Raw genomic sequence first — 24,378 nt, forward strand, 5'->3', positions numbered from 1 at the left:
AAAGTAAAAACAATGGAAAATAAATTTAAAGCAAACAGAGAATTTACGTCGCGTCCCATATGGACCGATTGGCGTGAGCAGCTTAAAGAAAGCGAGATAAATGGTTTATTTCAACGGCTCGAGGAAATGGACCGGGAGAAACTTGTTGATTGGCTCCAATGGTATAATCCCAAAGGTAATTACACTGATCGTAAATGTATGCATAATGGTGTTAAGCCTCTTTGTAAGTCAAAGGCGGTAGAATACACCTACAAAGCGATCTTGCGAAATCATACGAAAAAGCAGGTTAATCGTGTTTCGCATGGTCCAATACAACTTATGTTCAACAACTAATTGTTCAGCACATGGAATCTTTCATCAAACAGATTATCGGTTATCAATTACCAAAAATCATCGCAATGAATTCTCAGTCAAAGGATTGGCGCTATCAACTCCTGGATTTAAAAGATAAATCCCTTTTTGACAGGCTCACGCACATGAAACGTCAGGAGTTGCTGCAATGGCTTCAATGGAATGATTGCAATGGAATTTACACAGATTACGACTGCATTCGGAAAGGTATTCCTTTATTGACCAAAATGCAGGCTTTGACCACCGTCTATCATCACATTATGCGAGACCATGAAAATTGGGACGGCTATATGGGGAAAGAATATATCCGTGAAAATATCTTTTAAACAATCCGTATATTATCCTCTTTTAACATACTCTTCTAAGGTTCTTAGGTTTTTAATAGCATCACCGATAGTATTGTTAAAATAGACATACACTTCCTTTCCTTCAGCTAACCATTCCTTGATATAACCTTTATACTCATGTAAAACAGCATTCTCATAACTTCCCTTATAATCACCTTCTGGACCGTGAAAACGCAGATAGATGATATCATTTTCAGCATGCATCATATTGTATATTCCGCAACCATCTTTATCGTGTAACACCAAATTCATACCATAAGATTTTAATAAGATTAATGTTTTCTGACAATACCAAGACCGATGACGAAATTCAACGCAGATGTGCCAACCTAAACTTCGTGTATCTGTCGCAATGCATTTTAACAGTTCATCTAATTTGATCAGCAAAGAAAACGTGGCTGACGGAGGTAATTGTATTAATAAACATCCCTTCTTATTACCCACTGCGTTGATGATATCCAAAAATCTAACAACATCACTAGGTTCAAAAATCAAACCTTTTTGATGGGTAATTCCCTTCCAAAGCTTAAAAGTAAAACGAAAGTTATCACTTGTTTCCTGAGACCATCTAGCGACAGTTTCCTTACGGGGTATTTTGTAAAATGAGCTGTTTACCTCCAACGAATTAAACAATAGACTGTATACAGAAAGCCTACTTCTGTCCTTTAGACTGTCGGGAAAATAACTTTTATTCTTATAAGGCAACAGGATTCCACTTGTGCCTGAAAAATATTGAACCTCCATAACACTAGAACAATTGAAACGAACAAATAGATCAAATTTCAAATAATACTTTACAAGTCCACTACTTGAAATGGGCTGCGAACAATCTGCCGTAGGTTTCCATATGAACATATTCCGTTCTTTTTGACAATGATTTAGGTTTCTTTTGGAATTATGTTTATCTTTCTTCCAGCATAAAACATATCCCACCATTCCAAAGTTTTACAGAAATGAACGTTTCCAGCCATTGTCCACAATAGCGATTATTTCTTATCAATTCTCCCATCTTCATAAAGGGTATACGCCTCGCCATCGGCTTGTTGTAAGACAGTTTTTCCTTCGACAAAGATACCGCTGTGTGTAAAAACTGGGGCTGTGATTATTTTGCCATTATAATCCATCAATCCCCAATGTTGGGGTGATTCCATATACATAATTCTATTCTTACCCGCGATATCAAGGAGCTGATATTTTAGCGGTACTACGATCTTCCCGTTACGATCGATAAAACCCTGTTTCCCATCTTTATCGACTTTGATCACCGTGCTGTCAATCTCCAACAAACTGTCGTCCAAAAAGATAGTTTCATATTGAGGTGGTACAACTTCTACCCCATTCACATCGATCAAACCTACACGTTGCTGGCTATCCTGTACTTCAAAAAAGCCAGATCGCGGTTTTGTTGATGTACTGAAATAGTTGGGTTGGACAATAACCTTTCCTGTTTTATCAACAATACCAACGGTCCCTAAAGCTCCATCAGCATCCGTCCGATAAAAAGTAGCAAGATTTTCGCCATCAAATCGTATAAATTGTTCATAGGCAGTATCTGGATTTTCCCAAATATCTTCGGCTGCATTATATTTCCCCTGCAATTGACTGATTGGCAAAATAGCCTCTTCCGAAGCTATTTTAGCAGCTTTGGTTGAACCTTGTCCTTGACAAGAACTGCTTATAAATACGATTATTGCTACCATGCCCATAATTTTATATGGATTGTTTATGCTCATACTATTTCAAAATTATATTTATTTATCAAATGTTATTTAAATCATGCAGCTTAAAACAGACAGATTTAAAAAGCGGAGGTCCGCACCCCACAATGAAGTCTTATCTATTAAAGCATTTTCTCAAACCTGTTAAAACCGATTGTTATCAACTGAAATAATTGTGGTGTAAACAATTTAGGTGAAGGCGGCATTTTCTTGGCTGCTCTGTTTAAGCTCCATTGGGCACGTTTCTCAAGCAGAAATTGCAATCGCTGTAGTGTTGTTAATCCAGGCAATGTGTAATATATACTATTTTCACCTTCTTTTCCTTGCATTTGAATATATCGCCCAGTAGTTACCTTGAATTTATTTTTTTCCTCAAAGCCGCGAATAAAGGAACTATCCTGATCAGCGATATCCCACATTGGATCACGAGGACAACAGACAGAGCCATAGCTTTCCTTCCTGTATACGGTTAGCATATCATCCGGAACCGCAGATTTGTCAAAATCAAGCAATGGGTTTTCTAGTCCTCCAAGGCGAGCTCTATCAACTTTTACATGATCCTCTTCCCGTCTTATAAAGTAGTAAAAATTAGTCGTTTCCGGTTCTACGCACATACCTTTCATTGCAGCCATTTTACTGACTTCAGCATAAAATTTCCAATCAGGAACAATAAGAATAAACTGCTTCAATTCGGGGTAAAACCCCAATGATTCCTTAAAAAGTCCGACTGGAATTTTGGCATTCAAATAAAATACATAGCTGGAATCTGTATTAAACTGCAATGGTATGTCCACGAGGTAATTCCCATTTAATACCGCCACATGATCATTATCAATCATTGTCACTTGCGAATACTTCTGGGCTAACCAGTCTGGCCTTACCATTTGCCGCTGATCGGCAACGCTAACAGCCTGCTTTATAGCTTTGCTTTTACAGGATACAATTAGCAAGAATAAAACACCTATTAAATAAAATCTATGGTTTGTTAAACATGTTCTCATTTGTCCGAAATTAATAGTGTTACCGCACAGCAGTAACTTTTATTCCCACACGATTTAAAAATTCTACCTGTTTCTCTAAACAAGTATCAGCTAAGACTGTTATTTTAGCTCTTTCGTCAGTAATATCTCTCAATAAGGCCTGTCTCGCACCTTTTTTTTGTTCATCTACATATTTGATCAACAACGGTCCATAACCATCCGCAATTCTTGTCATATAAGTCATTATGGTCGAATGAAAGCTCTTAGCGCTTTCACTGGGCGTCAATGCATTAACTTCACTCTTTATTCCCTTGATATAACTGTTCAATGCCTGTACTTCTTTTAGCGTCATTTCGTAGGATAATTCGTCAGCTTTATCTACATCATATGCTCCTTCCAACAATTTATTGTAGCTCTCATCCAACTTCTCCTTACATTGATAGAAAAGATCGGCAATCTTTTCGTTATAACCAAAATCCAGATTACCACCACAAGATGTCAATGCAAATGCACTGATGATTAATGTCAAAATAATAATTCTCATAGCTCATTTTTTAACAAATAACGTCTTTTCAAAACAGGCAATTTAAGTCAGTTAATATTCGCTGCTTGTTTTTTAAGATCCGTTATTATTTTGCTGTTTATAAAGATCAATTTTAAAGAAAGATCCCACATTTGTGTCCTTAATGAATGATAAAACCAGTTAAGAGATACGTTAGTTTGTTTCTTAAAAAAGAATTACGGAACTTAGAAAAAGAATACAGACCATTAGATGAAATTCAATAGAATGAAGAAAATCAATGACGAATCAAGAACGAAAAGAACTAAATAAAACATGATGAAAAAATTAGCTTTATTAATTATGTTCATTGGGATATCGGGTATGGTTTTCGGACAGGAAATTAGCCGCTCTACAACTGAGACGATTACGCGATCCGGGATCGGACTTGGTTCTGTAATTGCAGTTGTCACTTCATGGGATCGCAACAAATCTATTCTATGGGCATTGATCCATGGGATCTTAGGATGGCTCTATGTTATTTATTTTGCATTTACACGAAGTAATAATTCATAGGTACAGGAAGCGTATTCACAGTGCAATCCATTGTTTCATTACAACGCTGCAAAACAAAAAAAATAATCAGATAAAATCGAGGGATCATGAGCATGATACAAAATTTTCTCCGGGTCAATTCAGAAACATTGAATAGTTTTCTCACGGATAGTCGCCTGTTAAGAAATATGGTTTACAGCAAAGAGGCCGTACATTTGAACAATCTGATCGATATAGATAAAGCCTGGGAAGGTATTTTCTTTTTATTAACAGGAGAATCCATCGGAACCTACGATCAGGCCTCACCTCCTTTATCCTGGCTATTAGTTGGCCCCAATGACATCGACCGGAATCAGGACATGGGCTATGGTCCAGCGACCTATACGGATATCGAACAAACCAGACAGATTGATTTAGCGCTACAGGAAATTTCAGCAGCAGAATTAACACAGCGCTTTGACTCCATCATGATGTTAGAGAAAGATATATATCCCACAATTTGGGATGATGAAAATGCATTAGATTATCTGCTTCAATACTTCGAGGACTTGAAAGCATTTTATCATATGGCCGCATTACAGCATGAAGCGGTAATTCTATTTCTCAATTAAAGCGCAATTATCCCACACGACTAAAACATGATAATATAACCATGCATATTTCAGACAAGAGAAGTATCCACATTCAAGAATTAAAGGAAATAAATAACAACACCGTTTCGGACCTAGCTGCATTAACATTGGATATTGTTCAAGGGGGAGCCTCAGTAGGCTTTATGCAGGATATAAGTAAAGAAAAGGCAAGTGAATTCTGGCACAATGTACTGGCAAAGGTACAACAACAAAAAACAGTACTACTTGTCGCAAAAGACAGCCTAACTGAACAGATTGTTGGGACTGTACAATTGCAAATAGACCTTCCCCAAAATCAGCCCCACCGGGCAGATGTGGCAAAAATGTTGGTACATTCGTCTTTTCGACGTCTGGGTATAGCCGAGAATCTACTGCAACATATTGAAATCATCGCGAAGAAAATGAAAAAATCACTTCTGGTTTTAGACACCGTAACCGATAGTCCTGCCCATGCTTTATATCTAAAATGCGGCTGGAAAGTTGTGGGAAATATTCCGAATTATGCGCTTTTTCCGGATGGCACACCGTGTAGTACAACCTACTTTTATAAAAACATTCAATAATAGCTTCATTCACCAAGGAACCTCCAGTAGCTGTTAGCTAGTGGAGGTTCTTTCAACAAAAACGATGCATTAATTTTCAGTTATTTTTTGTACCACCTCGGCCCAGGTTTGCTTCCCATTTGGAAAATAAGGGTAGCCCCCGACATGATCTGCTCATGTGTGATATAGCTCGTTTCGAGCGGCTTCCCATCCAAAGTAACCGACTGGATGTAAATATTGGTTTTATTTACATGATCCGCTTTGACAGTAAACTTTTTCCCATTCGCAAGTTTAAATTCGCTATGTTCAAACAATGGGGTACCGATTTCATATCTTCCACCCACAGGATCTACCGGATAAAAACCCAGCGCACTGAAGACATACCAAGCAGACATCTGTCCGCAATCATCGTTTCCGCTTAACCCCGACGGCTTATTGAGATAGAGTTTTTCCATTACTTCAGCAGCATATTGCTGCGTTTTCCATGGTTGCCCGATTGCATTAAACAAATAGATAGCATGATGGCTAGGTTCATTTCCATGCGCATATTGTCCGATCATACCTGTGCTGAAAATAGGTAATTTACTTGTATCAGACGGGTGAAAGGTAAACATGCTGTCCAACTTCTGCCCGAAGCGCTCGTCTCCCCCCACAAGATTGATCAATCCGGGGATATCATGCTGAACTGACCAAAAATATTGCCAAGCATTACTTTCGCAGATATGCGCGCTGTATTCCTCCGGATCAAAGGGAGTTACAAATGCGCCCTGGCTATTACGTGGCTGCATAAAAGACGTAGTAGGATTATAGACATTTTTATAACTTTTTGCTCTTGCGAAAAAAGTTGATGCCACGGCTTTGTTTCCCATCTTTTCTGCCATCTTAGCAATGCAATGATCATCAAACGCATATTCGAGCGTACGTGACAAAGACCAGTTATCAGCATTGTATTTATCCACGATATCATAGGGAACATATCCCAGCTTTTTATACAACCCAATCCCCCTATAATTATCTATATTTGCCGTAGCCACACAAGCCGCCAATGCTTTATGCGCATCAAAATCACCTATTCCCTTCAAGTACGCATCTACAATAACCGGGATTGCATGATTACCGATCATCATATCTGTTTCACTACCGTAGATATTCCATACCGGCAAGCGACCATGCTGTTCGTAAAATGCAAGAAATGATTTAACCATATCATTTACCCGGCTTGGATCAAGGTAAGTAAATAAGGGGTGTGAAGCACGGTAGGTATCCCAAAGCGAAAAAGTACTATAATTTGTCCAGCCCTCAGCCTGATGCACCTTTCTATCCGCGCCAAAATAGGTTCCATCTACGTCTCCAAATATGGTAGGAGCCAACATTGAATGATACAGTGCTGTATAGAACTTCATTTTAGCTTCTTTGTCTGCGGTTTGGATGGTGATCTTACCAAGTTCCTTGTTCCAGCTTTTTTCAGCTTCTTTTAAATAATAATCGAAATCATCTTTTGGCACCTCTGCCTTCAGATTCTTGGAAGCACCGTCCATACTTACCCCCGAAAGTGCTGTACTAAGTGTTACCTGCTCACCGGCAGTTGTTTTAAAATCAAAACGTGCTTTGAAAGCCGTCCCTATGCGTTTGGATGATTTTGTAAGCGTATCAACATTTGATTGTATTGCTGAACTGTCTATATGAATTGCTTCGAAGGGCTTTGAAAACCGGGTTGCAAAATAGACACGCTGCCCTCTGGCCCAGCCCTCAGAAAATCGGTAGCCTCGTACGGTGACCGAATCGACCACCTCTATATATGAATCGGTGGTAGCGTCCCAATTCATCGCTTTTTTCAGATCCAAAAAAACAGCTGACTGCGCTTCAGGAAATGTATAACGTTGGATACCACAGCGCGGGCTTGCTGTTAACTCTACATCGATATTATAATCTGTCAGCTTTACCTTATAGTATCCCGCATGCGCCTGTTCATCCTGATGGGAAAACTTGGAATGAATGCCCAAAGGTTCCGCGGCTTCATGATAAGGCAATGTAACTGGCATAAACGATATATCATATAGATCCCCAGCTCCCGTCCCACTTAAATGGGTATGACTAAAGCCCGAAATCGTGCTATCGGGATAAAAATAACCCGAAATACGATCCCAACCGGGCAATCCATTATCCGGACTCAATTGCACCATACCAAAGGGCGATTGTGCTCCAGGATAGGTGTTACCCGTAAAATCTGTCCCTATAAAAGGATTGACTGATTTTGCATAAGAACCTTCAGCCGAATCCTGCTGTGAGGCACAGCTCAGTATTCCCAATAAACCTGCACCTGCCAGGTATTTCATATATTTCATAGTGTAGATAGCTTCTTTAATCTGCGTGTCATTTATCTGTCTCCCGTAACAATCAGGATATCTTTGCTATTGACCAAAACTTGATGGCTTATCTTAAAACCTCCTAATGGCTTTCCATCGACGATAATTTTTTTGATGAATTCTCCATTGCCCTCTTTTTGGCGTCTAATGGTCACACGATCAGACTTAGGATAATACTTTTTATCAAGTTGAATAGTTACTTTATCAAATACCGGAGTAACGATCGTATAATCTGGTCTGCCGGGACAAAAAGGATAAATTCCCATCATATTCATTAATGCCCAAGTCGACATTGTCCCTGTATCATCATTTCCCGGTATCCCACTGGGGCTATTCGTAAAATGTTTATCCAAAATCTGCTTAACCAATTTTTGTGTACGCCATTCTTCACCTTTTATCTCCGAAAAAACATGTGGATAAAGCATGTCAGGTTCATTGGTTACATCGAAATACCCCTTATCAAAAGTTGTTTGCAATCTAGCCACGAATTTCTTCTTCCCCCCCATCAGTTGAACTAAACCAGGGATATCAAATGGGATCGCAAAGCTATAATTCCAGGCATTTCCTTCATGAAAACCATGGTTAGGCTCAAAATTAGCTCCCATCAATGGGTTGAAAGGTGTCAAAAATGATCCATTCGGAAGAATAGGCCTAAATGTTCCATATTCTGGAGAATAGTAATGTTTGTAACCTTGCGCTCTTTTGCCAAAAGTCTGCGCATCTTTGGATTTTCCTAACGAGCTGGCCAGTTGTGCTAAATTCCAATCAGCGACATAATATTCGATTGCGTGGGAAACCGAATTATCAAAAGAATCACGTAGCGGAACATAACCATATTTTACATAATCGGCATTATCCGGACGGATTCGATTCGTCGAATCGGTGGTCGTTGCTGATTTCAAAAATGCCTCATAGGCGGTATCAATATCATAATCCCGAATGCCTTTCATCCAGGCATCTACAATAACAGGTACGGCTGGATCCCCATCCATTGTATAACTCTCACGGCTATAAAGTTCCCATTTAGGCATCCATCCATTTTCTTTATAGATATCAATCATAGAGCGAATCATACCAACCTGTTTTTCTGGATAGACCAGTGACATTAATGGTTGTACATTTCTGTAAGTATCCCATAAAGAGAATACCGTATAGCGGTTGTGATCTGCAACGAGGGTCTTTCTATTTTCCATAGCCGGATATTCGCCATTCACATCCTGTAATATATTAGGATGGATCATAGCATGATACATAGCTGTATAAAACACCGTTTTTTGATCTTCAGTACCTCCTTCTACCTGAATTTTTGACAATTCACTGTTCCACAAAGATGAAGCTTGCGTTCGGATCTGTTCAAATCCAAAACCTGGCTGCTCTGCCTCCAGATTTTTTCGGGCATTTTCAACACTCACGAAAGATACCGCCAACTGAACCTCCACACTTTCATTTTCCTGGACATCAAAGCTCAAGAAGGCGCCAAGATCATCTCCAGATAGTTGGCCTGAATAGTCGGTAAAAATCTTGTATTTGCCGGCATCCTTGTTCCAGTCGTTTTCCCATTTTTCACCCGCACGTTGAAATTTCCAGTACCCTTTTTTTGTGGGCTTTTTATTCAAACGCATCACGAAGAAAATAGGATATACGGCCTGATTGTTGGTATAACAGAACGAACCTAATAATTTCGAACCTTCAAGTTCCGTATCACTGACATAACGGACTGTAGCCCCTGTTTCATTCGTCAGTCCCTCGCCTAAATTGAGGAGAATATTCGCCTGTCCCTTCGGAAAAGTAAATTTTGACACTCCTACACGAGCTGTTGAGGACGCCTCTGTTTTGATACCGTATTTTTTTAACACATTACTATAATAGCCTGGATGAGCCTCTTCTTGCGTATAAGTACTTCCATATTGATGGTAGTCAACTTCCAGTTTTCCAGCTGTAGGCATCAATAACAAACTTCCCATATCCGGGCAACCTACACCACTCAGATTAACATGTGAAAAACCGGTAAAATAGCTATTACTATGTTCATAAGGTGTAGACCACCAACGCGCGTCCTTATCGAAGGCATTAAGTGAGGATCCCATTACATTGAAGGGGGACACATTCATTAAACCATGAGGTACCTGAGCTCCAGGATTGGTCGTCCCGTAATTACTCGTACCAATAAAAGGATTCACATAGTCTGTTGGCAGTTTTTGCGCAGACGCGTGCTTCCAAACAAATAATCCCAAAAGGAAATAGCGGATAAACTTGATCATATCATGTTGATAAAGGCAATCTACTTTTGTGCTACAATGAACAGCGGATTGCACATTTTTAAGTGTGGTCACAATACTACAGATAATACCAAAGATTTACAAATATCCGCTAAACATATATCTATCATTTTACAAATGTTAATAGGATTTAGCAAGAGTAAAAATAAACTTAAATCACCACGACTCTGCTGATTTTAAAGTACAGTCCCAATATCTGTGAATAGCAATCGGCGTATTGTCAACTCTGGAGGAAGATCTTTCAACAAAAAAATCCTGAAGCGGGGAACTCCAGGATTTTTACTAACTAACCAATTATTAACCTAAATTATGAAAACTACATTGATAACGCCATCCTTCGAGCTTTGTTATCCCCCTCCACTGTGTTTAACCAAACTTTAACAAACAGTCCTGCCTAACGAAGAAAGTAATAATCTGAATGTGTAGTTTCCCGTCAAAAGTTAATTTCAGTACGATCTGATTAATGCAACAATCCCCATTGCATATTCGGTTTATCGCCCATTTCCAAAACAAGTTCACCTCCTTTTAGCAATTCCGTTGCATCGAAATAAAATGTCTGCAGCGGTTTACCATTTAAAATCGCCCGTTGCACATACATATTCTTTTTGCTCGCATTTTTAGCTTTTATAACAAATTGATCTCCGCGCCCATATTGCCGTCCCAGTTTGATCTTAATTTCTTCAAAATATGGGCTACCAATTTCATAAATAGGTTTTGTTCGTGTCCCCCCATCCAGTTGGAATAATCCAATCGCATTCATGATATACCAGGCACTCATCTGTCCCTGATCCTCATCTCCCAGATAGGCATTGGAAATGCCCTGTCCATAATAGCGTTCACCGATAGACCGGCTCCATTTTTGTGTAAGCCATGGTTTGTTTAACCAGTTAAAAATATAAGCGAAATGCATAGACTGTTGATTTCCCTGAACCACAGGATAATCCCAATATTGATCATTTGGTCCATTATACCGCCATTTTTCACTTTCTCCGAACCCCCATTCCAAACGCTTTAGAAACACATCCTCACCAATCATTTTAGCCAATGCAGGAATATCCTGAGGCACAAAGAACGTTAACTGCCATGCATTGCCTTCAACATAATGATGATTGGCTCCGGATTTAAACGGGTCAAAGTCGCGATACCATTCACCCTTGGCATCTTTCATCCTCGCATATCCACTTTTAACATCTATTGCGTTCTTCCACCAGCTACCTCTATCATTAAAATAACCATATTCCTTTTCCTTTCCCAATGATTTTGCAAATTGTCCAACACTCCAGTCGTCAAAACTATATTCCAGGGAATTTGAGAAACGACCAAGGTCATAAGGAACATACTTATACTTTAGATAAACATCTAGATCACGATTACCTGCAAAACCACCTTCAAATTTCAGCGGACTTGTTGTCTGCATTTTCTTAACGGCTTCAAATGCCTTTGTAACATCGTAATCGCGTATTCCCATCTGATAGGCTCCTACAATCAAAGGAATTTCATGTTCAGCCACCATTACGGGAATATACTCCATCCCGGCGGGCCCTTTTGCCAGCCAGCCATCGGCATCATACATCGCCAATTGCGAACGCACCCATTTGTTCGACCACTCCGGTGTTACCAGGTTCCAGAACTGGTTTAAATTCCAGAATGTATTCCAGAACGCATCACATCCCAGGGCCAGATCCCCTGCCTGTTCCATCGTTCTGATCTTCTCGTCAGAAGATCGCCATTGACCATTGACATCGCTAAACGTATTACGGCTAGCCAAAGTGCGGTACATATTGGTGTAAAACTTCTCTTTTTCCAGATAGTCATTGCTCTTTATCTCCAGGCGACCTAATAATTCATTCCATACCCGGTGTTGATTTTCGACCACAGCTTCAAAAGACCAACCAAACGGATCTGAAAGTTCTGTTTTCAGATTTTCTGCTGCATTAGCTATACTGACATAGGAAATCCCAGTTCGCAATTGCACTTCCTTGTCTTTACGAACGTCGAACTCTACATACATACCTGCAAATTGAGCGCTGTCCGCATCCAGATCTGCCTTAGTTGTAACACGACTATCATGCCAGGTACCGAAATTGATAATTGGCTTATCAAACTCCATGACGAAATAAACGACATAATCCTGCTTGGCATCAGTAGACCAGACATTTTCGGACAACTGGCTACTATAACCGATAACCTTATAATCTGAAACCTTTTTAAGTGAGAGATCTTTGATCTTATAATCATATTCACCATTCACTTTAAGATCGATCATAACACGTCCGGTATCTGACTTATGATAGGTATATTTCTGGAAACTAGACCGCGTTCCCGCAGTAAGTTTTGCATCAATATCCTGATCGAGGAGGTGGACGGAGTAGTATCCCAATGGAGCCTGTTCACTTGTTTTATCTATTGCAGAACGGTAACCTGAATGCACACTATATTGGTCTCCCACACTAGTCTTCAATTGGCCCGCTGTCGGAAAAGTGCCAAGCCCTGCCATTGTCCATTCGTGTATATGGCTAAATGTACCAATGGATTCTATCGATGGCTCGTAACCAGCCTGCCAGCCGATATTCTGGTTATCGGGGCTGATCTTAACCATTCCAAATGGCATCCATGGTCCCGGTGCCAACATCCACCTGGAATGCGCAGCCCCTATCATGGTATTGACATAGTCCGAAACCCCACCTAATCGCTTTGGGGATCGTTTTATGAAAGCTGTACGAATTAATTTATCGTTGACATAGATGGCATATTTGCTTCGTACTTCCTTCGATGTATAAGGCATGGGAATCTCAAGTCGAGATACTCCTTTCTCATGAGTTTTATCATAGATTTTCTTCCCATCCAATAGTACTTTTATGCGCTCGTCATCTTTCAATTTCAAAAGGTCAACAAGCATATACTGTATACGTTCATTTCCATTTTTCAGTTCAAAATCCGATTGCCTTACCCCTTTTATTACTGAGGTGTAATCTGTTAACAATTTGACCTGCTCAGGCCCCAATAACTTAAAGGAATCGAACTCAACCCATCCTCCTTTTATTACGGTAAGGGTCACCTGATTAAATCCCGTCGAAATAAGATGGTCAGGTAATGCTATCCGTATGGTAGAGGCTCCAGACTTCGAACCCGTAGCTATCGGATCAACGGGGCCATCACTATTCTTGAGTTCGTAATTATAAGATTTACCATTGATTGCGATTTGTAAGGTCGGTTTATTCTGAGGATCACTATTTGCCAATTTTACTTCCAGAGCCCATTTCCCATTTTCAACCGGACCACTCAATACACTGTATAAATTCAGAAAATGGGTTCTTAGTCCAGAAGTTCCACCAGTCCCGCCCCATTCGTTGGCAGGTCCGGGTAACACATAGGGTAAATCTCGCGATAACGAAGATTGCCCAACCAAAAAATAATTGTCTTCGTAACCAAAATCGTGTTCAAGGAATTTTTTATAATCCTTTGGAGCCAGTGCGAATTCTCCACTGGAGCCATCAGAATTGCCCAGTTGCCAAATTGTAATTTCCTGTCCCGAAACAAGCTGCCCAGTCATTAACAGTAAACCGGCACAAACGGAAATGGGGAGATGCATTTTCATAATCGATGGATTTTATAATAAAAAATATGCAGTAAATGCTTATTCTAGTATTCGGTTCTTTTTACCTGTTTAAATTTATCTTCGCTTCCAATTCAGTTGAATAAGAAGAGTCGCCCCCAAGCATTCATTTAACCGGCGAAATATTGTATATACATAATAAAAAACAATACAAAGCACGATTAAAAGCTCAAAAGTTTAATTTAAGAACACAATAATACTATAAAAAATAAGAAATATCAAGTAAAAAATATAAATGTACATACATAGTAAAAACAAGAGATATTCTTATCTAAGCTGTTTGTTATCCCCTTAATAGGACTAAAGTTAAGGATGACTTAGCACCGTTAAAATAAAATCGAAAATTGAAATAATCAGGGAGAGGTATTTTTAAGAAAGGCCTAAATAAATTAAAATTTTTATGAAGATTCTATATAAAGCAGCACATGTCATTGGGTATTTTGAATCCAATAAACTATCTTTATATAATTTTAAATTACCTTGAAAATATAAAGATAGAAAGTAAAATCCGACATTTTATCATGCTGGACAATATTCTACCCATTTGTGTAGAACATTATTCCATTATACAACAGGAATTTAAGACAAAAAAGCCCCTCATTTAAATAGCGGGGTCAACTTATGCTTGGAAAGATCCATTTTAGGCCTTGGATTTAGGAAGAACTGTTATTGTTGTAAACTACTATTAAAAGTGACATTCGTCTAAGTGGAAATTTTGAAGCAACAATAGATCATCTTTGCCATTTTACAATATGAAAATAAAAATTGAAGATTTTTTTGAGCCGATACATGTTAAAGACAACTTTAGCCAAGATGATTATGAGATCGTCAACGCATTTATTAATTTCGCAAGATCCCTCAGTCGACTAACTTATCAGAGCATCTATCTAATTGACTATTCAAAGAAAAGTTTTTTATTTGTTTCCGACAATCCTATCTTTCTATGTGGAAGTTCCTCTGCGGAAGTGATGAAAGAAGGATATCATCATTATGTAAATAATGTTCCTGAAGATGATCTTCACTTATTAAAAAAGATAAACGATGTTGGATTTGATTTCTATGGCAAGTTATCTGCAGATGAGCGTTTAAAATACTCCATATCGTATGATTTTCATCTAAAACAGCCCGGCAGTAAACCGTTACTTGTTAACCACAAATTGAAGCCACTTTTACTGGATAACCATTCAAACCCCTGGATTGCACTCTGTTTGGTTTCTATGTCTTCGCATCCAAATGCTGGTAATATCAGATTCAAATCAGATGAAGATGGAAGGCAATTTGAATATGATCTGGTGAAAGATATCTGGGTTGAAACGCCGCGTGTTAAATTAAAACCCCGGGAAAAAGACATTTTACTTTTTTCTGCACAGGGTCTGACAATGGATCAGATTGCAGATCGGCTCTATGTATCTATTGATACTGTTAAATTTCACAAAAAACAGATATTTTCAAAGTTAAAAGTAAAGAGTATAACTGAAGCCACAGCATTAGCAATCGAGTTATCTCTTTTTTAAAAGGCGCTTAAATTCACTAATTGTTTTTGGAATCCAATAACATAGCTTTGGACATAGTCACAAATTTTTGGATGTCACTATCATTCCTACTACTGTACTGCGAAGTTTTATTTTTTTGGATAAAGGCCTCCAGCCATTCCGACTTAATATAGATGGGTAATGTCTCAGAATAAAAATAAATAATCGGATCTCCCAATTGATATGATTCTATTTCAAGTTTACGCAGCGTATTCACAACTTTCCGGTCACATTCGGCAATGATTAAACCATCCTCCATACTATAAGGGCCATAAAAAGCATCAAAAAGCATTTTTTTCAGAATATTAATCCGATTTCCCATAATTTTTCCTGAAATTACAAAACGTCCGATATGCCAAAAATTATCAACTCCGGGTATCAGCAGGTCATCGGTTTTAATACCAAATAGCTTTTGAATAGGTAAGCTGGTTTTCTTATCCCAATACGTAATTCGAATTGAGGCATGGATTTCATGATTTATCTTGCTCCGCAAAACATAATAAATAGATTGATCGAAAAAGACTGAATCCTCTCCTATCAAAGCATTATAGTCCGCATGATAATCCTCTTTTGAATACTTGTCAAGTTTATAGTGCTGTTGGAGGGTGGTCAAATAAAAATGGATAAGTTCAGGTAGCTCTGCACTATTAAGTTTGGTAAAATAATAATTTTCTGGTGTCCAGTTCATGCAGTTGAAATTCAATATTTTTTATAAAATAGCTTTTGTTGATTAGATCATCACAGAGACGCAGATGCAATACAAAAATATAATAATTATTGCAATCAATATAGGTCATTTCATTAACGCATAGACAAATAGTAGGATTCAGGAAAAACTTTTATGGGTTTATCTGTGGCAATATTGAATACAACCTGACAAACCATTCCAGCTAATAAATATAGCCCCAATGAGAGCTGTGGTGGTGGAGAATCCATAGCAATTTTACCGTATGCCAATAAAAAATCTTCCAACCATTTTGTATCAATATGCTGTTTCTGTAATCGATCAACAATAAATTTTCCGACATTGATCTCAAAGGCATGATGTTCTTTATCCAAAGAACGCAGATTGCGACTCTCTGCTGTAATGACAGTTAAAAACCCAGCCCAACCCAAATTGTAAGGATGCACAACAGGGATGTTATGCTCCGCCATATATTCATCAAATAAAAAAGGAATATCGGAGGAAAAGTCCAGGGCATTAATAGCGACTTTACAATTTAGATCAAGGCTATACAAATTGTTCCGGTCAAGAAATTCAGGATAAGCCGTAATCTTCGCTTCTGGATTTATGGCCATCAGGCGGTCTTTTAGCGCAATCGCCTTATTTACTCCAATATCCGCCACTACATAATTCTGACGATTAAGATTCGTCATTTCCACTGTATCGCCATCCACGATGATCAAATTTTCAAATCCCATACGTAATAGACACTCAGCGATATAACTCCCAATACCACAACCTCCAATAAGCACCGTAAAATCCTGAATACGTAGCTGTTCCTCTTCTTCAATATGAATGATATTTCGCTTGTATCTCAGACTCATTTTTCACAGAAATTTTGTATCCAATAAAGATAGGATTTAAAAATTATTAGATCACCTTTATCAATTAATCCTAAAATTGTTTCTTAAACCAATTGCAATGTATTGTTTATTGTTTCCGATCCGTATATTTACTGTTACAATAGATTCAATCATATTCATGCTCCGAATAAAATCTAAGAAAAAAATCCTGTTTTAAAACGATAAATCAAACAATGAAAAGTAAAATACAAATAATATATATTTTTATTACCCTATTGCTGTGCGTAGACATACTCGCTTACTACCTGGAAAAGATAAGTTTAATAGGCTATTTTAGTGACGTCTTGCTTTTCTGGATATGGCTAGGGCTGACTATGGCTGTTATCGTTATCTTCTGGAAAAAGATCCTGGCAAAGGTTATGCTGGCTATATTAATATTGGGATTAATTTGTAGCATCTTGCCAATGATGCTTCCATTTTACACAGTGATGTTGTCCATGTCTTCTTACGGCCTACGGATGAAAAAAGATCTAAATGAAAAATATCGTGCACAAATCGTTGGATATAGTGTTTTATCCCCGCCTTGGTTAGAAATCATTGAGAAAAGAGGAATAATTGAAAAAAGGGTTTTTAGTTGCACCGATAATAGCATAAATGGCGAAACAGAACTAAAGATAGGGAGCGCAAAAGATATCATTTTCAATTCGGAAACGGATAAAACACTTCTCATTACACTCTTTTATGGAGATAAAAACAAAACCATTACTTTTGATAAAACAACAGGAAAAATTATATTGTAAAGAAATTTCACGTTCAAAAAATAGTAAATTAGCAAAAACCACAAACGATCATCAGTAGAAAAATGGACAATACTAGAATTTATCGCATGTCATTTGCTGGAGTATATCCACATTATATACAAAAAGCAGAAAAAAAAGGTCGCACAATAGAAGAAGTCAATGAAATCATATTTTGGTTAACCGGCTATGATGAAACTTCCCTGAATCAAGTAATAGCTGATAAAATTGATTTTGAACACTTCTTCAGCCAGGCACCGAATTTCAACAGCAATGCAACAAAGATTACAGGTGTCATTTGCGGTTATCGTATAGAGGATATTGAAGATCCACTTGTTCAAAAAGTCCGTTATTTAGATAAACTGATTGATGAACTGGCGAAAGGCAAGTCAATGGAAAAAATTTTAAGAAAATAAATTCATCACCGAAGACCAAAACATTCCTTGCCTCTGTACATAAAACAGGTACAAAATTATTATGGATATATAAGATATTTCTTTCTCATCTCCTTATAACGTGTTAATCCAGGTTCCCAACTTTTTCGAATTTCTTCTTCAGAAACACCTTCAGTGACCTGTCGTCGAAAGGAATCAACACCAACCAATTTTTCTATACTTCCAATCTGCTTGGAAAATGACTGATCAAAGAATTTATCTTTTTCCGGAGAATTCCGATAGAGTTCCTGCATCCAGGAAAGGTTTATTTTCTTACTGTCCACCAGCTTCTGCAAATCATATTCACGTAGATCTAAACCATAACATACTTCATTCATAAAGAGAGGTGTTTCACTCATTCCCTTTTTACTCACAGGCGTAAACGAAAAACGATATACCTCTTTATAGGCTGGACTTCCAAAAACAGTAAAGGGATAATCCGTCCCCCTTCCATGATTGATCTTTACACCTTCAAAAAGGCAAGTACTTGGATAAAGGAGAATACTCTGTTCGGTATTTAAATTTGGAGAAGGATTAACCGGTAGTTTGTATAACATTTGATGATTATATCCTAGTACAGGTATGATCTTTAGCTTGCATTTTTTTGTCGTCGCCATCCAGCCCTCGCCGTTAATCATCTGGGCAAACTCTGCAATTGTCATCCCATGCGCAATCGGAACCGGAAACTGACCGATACCCGATTTATATTTCATATCCAATATAGGGCCATCGACCAAATACGCATTTGGATTAGGGCGATCTAAAATCAAGAGTTCCTTCTCATTTTCGGCACAGGCTTCCATGATGTCCCGAAGTGTGTTAATATTGGTGTAAAATCTTACCCCCATGTCTTGTACATCAAAGATGAAAACATCAATATCTTTTAGATCTTTCGATGAAGGCTTTTTTTTATTTCCGTAGAGCGAGATCACTGGAATTTTGGTTGCTGGATCGACTTCATCCCGCACTTTCGTTCCGTTGCTGGCATTTCCGCGAAATCCATGTTCAGGCCCAAATATTTTTACGATTTTAATTCCTCTGGCGAGTAGGCTATCCACAAGATGTTTTTCCTTGATCACGGTAGATGGATTACCCAAAATAGCTACACGCTTACCATTGAGGTAAGGTATATATTGCTCAGTTCGCTCTGCACCGGTTTGGATGTGATCATTACAGTAATTCATCCGGTCCTGCGCCCGAACAGCAACAACAGAAAGAAATAATGAAATAAAAATAAATACAATATTCATACTCGCTCGGTTTATAATAAATAAGTCGTTGATAAACAAACGATTCGGATTTTGCTAATGATTAAAGCTAATGATAAACCTTCATTTTCCAAAATCATTTTTTATCGATTATAACTATCGCCCAGGTTTTATATGATTAGAAAATCCGCTTACCTTTCTACTCTCGTATAAAAACGATCATGGAGTGCTGCTATTGGTAACAATGGCAGCATATTGCACTTATTTTGAAAACCATCATACATTTTATATTGACAAACCTATTTTATCCCATTACCTTTGGAATATTATCCTGATATTACGTTAAATCCGTTTGCAACGAATAGTAATCATCGGATAATAGGAGAATTTGATGTTTTTGCAAAAACATAATGGACAAAAATGGAAAAGCAGGTAAATGCAGGTGAATTTGTAGATAGATTTATGACTGGTAGTCTGGAACACCTAAAGTACCAGCAATCTCCTGTCAAGATCTTTCAGCTCAGTGAAATCGCTCCATATATTAAATTCCCTACACCGCCAATTTTTTTGGGATACAATCTCCTTGTACATATAACAGAAGGCCATTTTAAGCATAAGATCGGTGCAAAAGAATATGTGGTAAAAGCACCAGCGATTCTGATTAGCAACTATGGTAATATTTCGACGATCAAATCTGTGGACAAATCGGCAAAAGGACATTGTGTACTGATCAACGATAATGCGATGACTTCGATTTTTCGGGAACAGGAGATCCTGAATATCTTTAACATTTCACCGCTGCTCAACTTAGCTTCACAGGATAGTACCGACCTTAACGAGCTATTCAAATTGCTCTACAATGAATTACTTTCTGAGTCTCCTTATAAAGAACTCTTCGAAAGTTTACTAAAATCCCTTTTGCTAAAGATTATCAAGCTATCATCTTCCAATCAAGCACTCAACCGAAGGCAGGAAATTGCAATGATGTTCAAACAGCTTGTGCACAAAAACTTCAAAAAACAAAAACATATCGGCTTTTATGCTGACCGGCTCGCGGTGTCAACCAATTACCTAAACCGCTGCGTATTTTCGGTGTTCAAAAAGTCTTCCAAAGAACTGATCTTAGAAGTACTTATCATGCATAGTCAATTTCTTCTTTTTGAATCAAATAAAAGTATTGCCGATATCTGTTATGAGCTCGATTTTTCTGATCCCTCCTATTTCTCCCGTTTATTCAAAAAAATCGTAGGAATTTCCCCTACTTCTTATCGTAACAAGGCAACTTAATATTTTTCAGATATGCACGATTTGTCCTATCTTTTATACTGAAGTGGACAGACCGATCACAGCGATATGATTTATTTTTGTATAGCGATTGGGATGTAAGCAAAATTCACAGCTATTTTTTGAAGCTTTATCGTAAACATCTTCTATTGCAAATGTTTCATCATTTAATTAATATAGCGATGTCCAACGTTTTAGATCACACGAACAAAGCCCAAAATTTCGATTTATTTATCGGAAACTTTAAAGAAAGATTATCAACCTTATTCCATACGGAATACGACTATAATAACCTAAGCTTATCACGTGGTTTACCACCTCAGTTTTTAAGCGAAATCATGGCAATGAGACCATTGTCTGTTGCTATTCCCGAGTATCACGGAGGCCGTGGCCTACATGTAAAAGAATGTTTAGGAGTGCTTGCGGCGGCGTCTTATGAATCACTTTCACTGTCTTTGATCTTCGGGATCAATATCGCTTTATTCTTGGAGCCTTTTGCTAAATACGGTAATACCTTACTTCAGGAAAAAGTTTTCCATCAATTTCTAGAAAATAAAGCCATGGGTGGGCTGATGATTACTGAGCAAGCCTATGGTAGTGATGCCCTCAATATGCGTACCTCCTACCAACAGGATGGAGATAAATACCGCCTTAACGGAGAAAAACATTGGCAAGGTTTAACAGGTGCTGCTGACTTTTGGCTTGTTACTGCCCGAAAGAAAAATGAGAATGGTGAACTTGTACGTGATATAGATTTCTTTGTTACCGACAATTCCATCGAAGAACAAAAGATTGAAGTAACAAAAAAATACAATAGCTTAGGATTGTATGCTATTCCTTATGGTATCAATAAAATAAACATCGAAGTACCCGTCGACAATAGGTTAACACCAGAAAGCACTGGTATAAAACTGATGTTGGATACTTTACACCGGAGCAGACTTCAGTTTCCTGGAATGGGAATGGGATTCATAAAACGAATGCTGGATGAAGCCATGAAGCATTGCACGGAAAGACGTGTTAGTGGAATTCCATTGAACGAACTGGATTCGGTTAAGTTTCAGTTGTCTCGCTTGCAGGCTGCTTTTACGATATGTTCAGCGATGTGTGCATACAGTAGTTCGATCAGTTCAATTCAAAATGATCTTTCTGGCCACAGCGTGGATGCCAATAGTGTCAAGGCACTCGTGACCGACCTGATGCATGAATCTGCACAGATCTGTGTACAATTATCTGGAGCAAATGGTTATAGATTGGATCATGTTGCAGGTCGTGGCTTAGTAGATAGCAGACCTTTCCAAATTTTTGAAGGGTCAAACGAGATGCTCTATTCGCAAGTAGCGGAGGCAATCGCTAAACTGATGCGCAAAAGCAAAGAAAGCAATCTGCTTTCATTCCTGAAAATAAATCCGGCAACCGGACTTGCGGCTCCATTTTTCTCTTCTATTTTGAATTTCGACTTCCCGCTTCAACCTAAACAGCGCGAGATGGTGACTTTAGGAAAAATAATTGCACGTGTTGTTTGCTTCCAATATGTCCTGCAAATCAATAACGCTGGTTTTAATGATAAAATGACTGAAATTGCCCGTCAGCATATTAGTATGGATCTGTACATGTTGGTCGGTCAACTCTCCAATAACAATAATGCCGAACCGCTTATGCACTATGACGAAAAGGCTGATTGGATGGATTTCATCTCTTTATAAAAATTGACTGGGGCTGCGAAAAAATTTCATCGCAGTCCCTTTTTCTATTACATCTCTGCAATATCCCATTCCCAAACACTATGGTAGTGGCCAAGATTTTCTGCGTAATCAATAAATTTCTGGTAGAACGAATGAATCCCTATCGTCGCACTATCGCCAATGACGACCAACTTCTTTTTGGCCCTTGTCATGGCGACATTCATCCGTCTCACATCGGATAAAAACCCAATCTGTTGTTCGTTATTACTTCGCGTCAAACTGATATAAATAATATCTTTCTCCTGCCCTTGAAAACTATCAATGGTCTGTACTTTAATAATAGCAGCATACGGCCGTAATTCTTCATCCTGCTCCAACATTTCCTTTAATACAGACACTTGCTTCCGGTAAGGTGCTATTATCCCAATATTTGGCCATTGTTCGCTTGGAGAAGACCCTACCCAAGTTGCGATGGCTGCCTTTAAATGAGATTTCAGAAAACTGGCCTCCCCAAGATTATAGATGGCACCATCGCTTTCGGTTTCCTCAAAACCTGCCCCAGCCGTATCAATATATACAATCGGTTCCGAATCGTTTGCTATTGTCCAATGCGCAACCGAACAATCCGCTTTCAAGAGACCTCCATACAGAGCTGAGGACGGATAATTCATGATCTGCTCGTTCATTCGATATTGGATATCGAGCAACGAAATCGCTTCGGGATAAAGATTGATTAGTTTTTCAAACAGTGTATGGCTCAGCTTATTGCCTATACCTTTATTTGATTTCACTGTTGGTGAGAGTTGGCAATGATCTCCAGCCAACACCAATTTGTCTGCCTTTAATATCGGAATCCAGCAGGCAGGCTCCAGTGCCTGAGCAGCTTCGTCAATAACAACCGTCTCATATCTCCGGTTTCGTATAACATCTTGATTTGCCCCTACGAGCGTCGCGGTTATTACCTGAGAGCGATCGAGAATATCCGCTACGATAAAATCCTGAATCTTATCAACATCTTTCCGGATTCTGTAAGCTTCGTCGAACAATGCTTTTCTTTGTTCCCGCTCGGCCTTGCCAAAATTGCGTTTATATTTTTGGGCCATATCCGTATAAGTTCTAACTTGCTTTTGCAAGGACTTTATATCCTTATTCGCGCTATGACGATCTATTCTGCTGTCAAGGGTTAACTCCTGCAGATGTTCAGATACTTTAACCGGATTACCTATCCTAGTGACAGATATTCCAGCAGCATCTAAACGCTCTGTCAGTAGGTCAACCGCCGTATTGCTAGGTGCTACAACCAGTATCTGTTTTTGATTATTCTTGAGTAATGCGGCTATTGCCTTGATCAGCGTTGTCGTTTTCCCTGTCCCTGGAGGCCCATGTAAAAGTGCAATATCTGTTGTATCCAAAACCTGCTGAACGGCCTTATTCTGACCGAAATTAAGATCAGTATGCTCAAAATGTGCGTCTTTTTCTCTAATATGTAATTGTTCTCCACCAATAAGCTTTCTGATCAATTTACCTTTTCGTGGATCAGCTGCGAGCTCCTTTGCCTGTCGCAATGCATGCTCCATTTCACGGTATGAGTGCTCATCAAATAACAAGTCCACACCAAGTTTTCCCCTTCGACTCCAATCCGGCAGCTCATCTACACGAAATGAAATCCGCATACTTTCCTTATTAACCGAAGATATAATGCCGTCTATTCTGTCCGCATTTGGGTCGTGGTTTGAAAATAGAGAAACAGGCATCCCAAAACGAAACCGATGATCTACATCAAGGTGATTGGTTTTTTTTAAACTAACTGACAGATAATCACCCCGCCCCAGTTCGCTATCCGTGATCTGAATCGGAAACCAGGTCACCCCCTGCATTCTTCGTTCATTTAAACTGCTTTTCAATAATAATGCTTCATGCTGCATCTTATCATATTGCTGTTCTTCACCTAATAGCGTAATAAGTTCGTCGAAATAATTCATATCAGTACATTCGCTTTAATCAGACACAAAGTAACAGTTTTTTC

21 protein-coding genes are annotated in these 24,378 nt (G+C 38.6%); 10 read left to right on the forward strand and 11 right to left on the reverse strand.

Going from position 1 to position 24,378, the window contains the following annotated elements; all coding sequences use genetic code 11:
* Positions 1-12 precede the first annotated feature (12 nt).
* A complete protein-coding gene (locus ACK8HY_RS07805) occupies positions 13-333 on the forward strand; it encodes a hypothetical protein (RefSeq protein WP_077432579.1) in 321 nt (106 codons plus the stop codon).
* A gap of 11 nt (positions 334-344) precedes the next feature.
* Complete coding sequence (locus ACK8HY_RS07810; protein ID WP_077432578.1) at positions 345-677, forward strand: hypothetical protein; 333 nt, start codon at positions 345-347, stop codon at positions 675-677.
* 12 nt (positions 678-689) lie between these two features.
* Here the strand turns inward: ACK8HY_RS07810 and ACK8HY_RS07815 are convergent, their stop codons facing one another.
* The 4 genes from ACK8HY_RS07815 to ACK8HY_RS07830 all read right to left on the reverse strand — a co-directional run bounded on the left by ACK8HY_RS07815 (position 690) and on the right by ACK8HY_RS07830 (position 3,940).
* Complete coding sequence (locus ACK8HY_RS07815) at positions 690-1,553, reverse strand: DUF72 domain-containing protein (protein WP_416133291.1); 864 nt, start codon at positions 1,551-1,553, stop codon at positions 690-692.
* A gap of 131 nt (positions 1,554-1,684) precedes the next feature.
* Entirely contained in the window at positions 1,685-2,398 is a 714-nt protein-coding gene (locus ACK8HY_RS07820; protein ID WP_416133292.1) for a WG repeat-containing protein, read from the reverse strand.
* Positions 2,399-2,538: 140 nt separating this feature from the next.
* On the reverse strand, positions 2,539-3,300 hold the full coding sequence (locus tag ACK8HY_RS07825) for a hypothetical protein (protein ID WP_416133293.1): 762 nt from the start codon (positions 3,298-3,300) through the stop codon (positions 2,539-2,541).
* A 136-nt stretch (positions 3,301-3,436) separates the two neighbouring features.
* Complete coding sequence (locus tag ACK8HY_RS07830; RefSeq protein WP_077432575.1) at positions 3,437-3,940, reverse strand: hypothetical protein; 504 nt, start codon at positions 3,938-3,940, stop codon at positions 3,437-3,439.
* Positions 3,941-4,231: 291 nt separating this feature from the next.
* Here ACK8HY_RS07830 and ACK8HY_RS07835 point away from each other — a divergent pair, with 291 nt between their 5' ends.
* The 3 genes from ACK8HY_RS07835 to ACK8HY_RS07845 all read left to right on the forward strand — a co-directional run bounded on the left by ACK8HY_RS07835 (position 4,232) and on the right by ACK8HY_RS07845 (position 5,645).
* Positions 4,232-4,471 carry a hypothetical protein gene (locus ACK8HY_RS07835; RefSeq protein ID WP_416133294.1) on the forward strand — a complete coding sequence of 80 codons (240 nt, stop codon included), beginning with the start codon at positions 4,232-4,234 and terminating at the stop codon, positions 4,469-4,471.
* Positions 4,472-4,557: 86 nt separating this feature from the next.
* A complete protein-coding gene (locus ACK8HY_RS07840) occupies positions 4,558-5,061 on the forward strand; it encodes a YfbM family protein (RefSeq protein WP_077432574.1) in 504 nt (167 codons plus the stop codon).
* 41 nt (positions 5,062-5,102) lie between these two features.
* Positions 5,103-5,645 carry a GNAT family N-acetyltransferase gene (locus ACK8HY_RS07845; RefSeq protein ID WP_077432573.1) on the forward strand — a complete coding sequence of 181 codons (543 nt, stop codon included), beginning with the start codon at positions 5,103-5,105 and terminating at the stop codon, positions 5,643-5,645.
* Positions 5,646-5,725: 80 nt separating this feature from the next.
* Here the strand turns inward: ACK8HY_RS07845 and ACK8HY_RS07850 are convergent, their stop codons facing one another.
* From ACK8HY_RS07850 to ACK8HY_RS07860, 3 genes are all read right to left on the reverse strand, one after another.
* Positions 5,726-7,969 (reverse strand): GH92 family glycosyl hydrolase, encoded by a 2,244-nt coding sequence (locus ACK8HY_RS07850; RefSeq protein ID WP_077432572.1) that lies wholly within the window; start codon positions 7,967-7,969, stop codon positions 5,726-5,728.
* A 32-nt stretch (positions 7,970-8,001) separates the two neighbouring features.
* Positions 8,002-10,251: a GH92 family glycosyl hydrolase gene (locus ACK8HY_RS07855; protein ID WP_416133295.1), complete on the reverse strand. Its 2,250-nt coding sequence runs from the start codon at positions 10,249-10,251 to the stop codon at positions 8,002-8,004.
* 478 nt (positions 10,252-10,729) lie between these two features.
* On the reverse strand, positions 10,730-13,867 hold the full coding sequence (locus ACK8HY_RS07860; protein ID WP_416133296.1) for a GH92 family glycosyl hydrolase: 3,138 nt from the start codon (positions 13,865-13,867) through the stop codon (positions 10,730-10,732).
* Between the two features lie 770 nt (positions 13,868-14,637).
* Here ACK8HY_RS07860 and ACK8HY_RS07865 point away from each other — a divergent pair.
* Complete coding sequence (locus tag ACK8HY_RS07865) at positions 14,638-15,399, forward strand: response regulator transcription factor (protein WP_077432569.1); 762 nt, start codon at positions 14,638-14,640, stop codon at positions 15,397-15,399.
* 16 nt (positions 15,400-15,415) lie between these two features.
* Here ACK8HY_RS07865 and ACK8HY_RS07870 read toward each other — a convergent pair whose 3' ends face one another.
* Together ACK8HY_RS07870 and ACK8HY_RS07875 are read right to left on the reverse strand one after the other, a co-directional pair.
* Positions 15,416-16,105, reverse strand: coding sequence for a hypothetical protein (locus ACK8HY_RS07870; protein ID WP_077432568.1), 690 nt, complete (start codon positions 16,103-16,105; stop codon positions 15,416-15,418).
* Between the two features lie 113 nt (positions 16,106-16,218).
* Positions 16,219-16,965 (reverse strand): HesA/MoeB/ThiF family protein, encoded by a 747-nt coding sequence (locus ACK8HY_RS07875; RefSeq protein ID WP_416133297.1) that lies wholly within the window; start codon positions 16,963-16,965, stop codon positions 16,219-16,221.
* Between the two features lie 212 nt (positions 16,966-17,177).
* Here ACK8HY_RS07875 and ACK8HY_RS07880 point away from each other — a divergent pair, with 212 nt between their 5' ends.
* Positions 17,178-17,744, forward strand: a complete 567-nt coding sequence (locus ACK8HY_RS07880) for a hypothetical protein (protein WP_416133298.1) — start codon at positions 17,178-17,180, stop codon at positions 17,742-17,744.
* Between the two features lie 62 nt (positions 17,745-17,806).
* The gene (locus ACK8HY_RS07885; RefSeq protein ID WP_416133299.1) at positions 17,807-18,157 is read left to right on the forward strand and encodes a DUF2200 domain-containing protein; all 351 of its coding nucleotides are present in this window, start codon (positions 17,807-17,809) and stop codon (positions 18,155-18,157) included.
* Positions 18,158-18,216: 59 nt separating this feature from the next.
* On the opposite strand, the gene ACK8HY_RS07890 is transcribed toward ACK8HY_RS07885, so the two are convergent.
* Positions 18,217-19,425, reverse strand: a complete 1,209-nt coding sequence (locus ACK8HY_RS07890; protein ID WP_416133300.1) for an exo-beta-N-acetylmuramidase NamZ domain-containing protein — start codon at positions 19,423-19,425, stop codon at positions 18,217-18,219.
* A gap of 378 nt (positions 19,426-19,803) precedes the next feature.
* Here ACK8HY_RS07890 and ACK8HY_RS07895 point away from each other — a divergent pair, with 378 nt between their 5' ends.
* Positions 19,804-20,670 (forward strand): helix-turn-helix domain-containing protein, encoded by an 867-nt coding sequence (locus ACK8HY_RS07895; RefSeq protein ID WP_416133301.1) that lies wholly within the window; start codon positions 19,804-19,806, stop codon positions 20,668-20,670.
* Between the two features lie 179 nt (positions 20,671-20,849).
* Entirely contained in the window at positions 20,850-22,373 is a 1,524-nt protein-coding gene (locus ACK8HY_RS07900) for an acyl-CoA dehydrogenase family protein (protein WP_416133302.1), read from the forward strand.
* 47 nt (positions 22,374-22,420) lie between these two features.
* Here the strand turns inward: ACK8HY_RS07900 and ACK8HY_RS07905 are convergent, their stop codons facing one another.
* Positions 22,421-24,334 (reverse strand): AAA domain-containing protein, encoded by a 1,914-nt coding sequence (locus tag ACK8HY_RS07905; protein ID WP_416133303.1) that lies wholly within the window; start codon positions 24,332-24,334, stop codon positions 22,421-22,423.
* Between the last annotated feature and the right edge of the window lie 44 nt (positions 24,335-24,378).

The organism is Sphingobacterium sp. NGMCC 1.201703 (assembly GCF_047784615.1).
Taxonomy (GTDB): domain Bacteria; phylum Bacteroidota; class Bacteroidia; order Sphingobacteriales; family Sphingobacteriaceae; genus Sphingobacterium.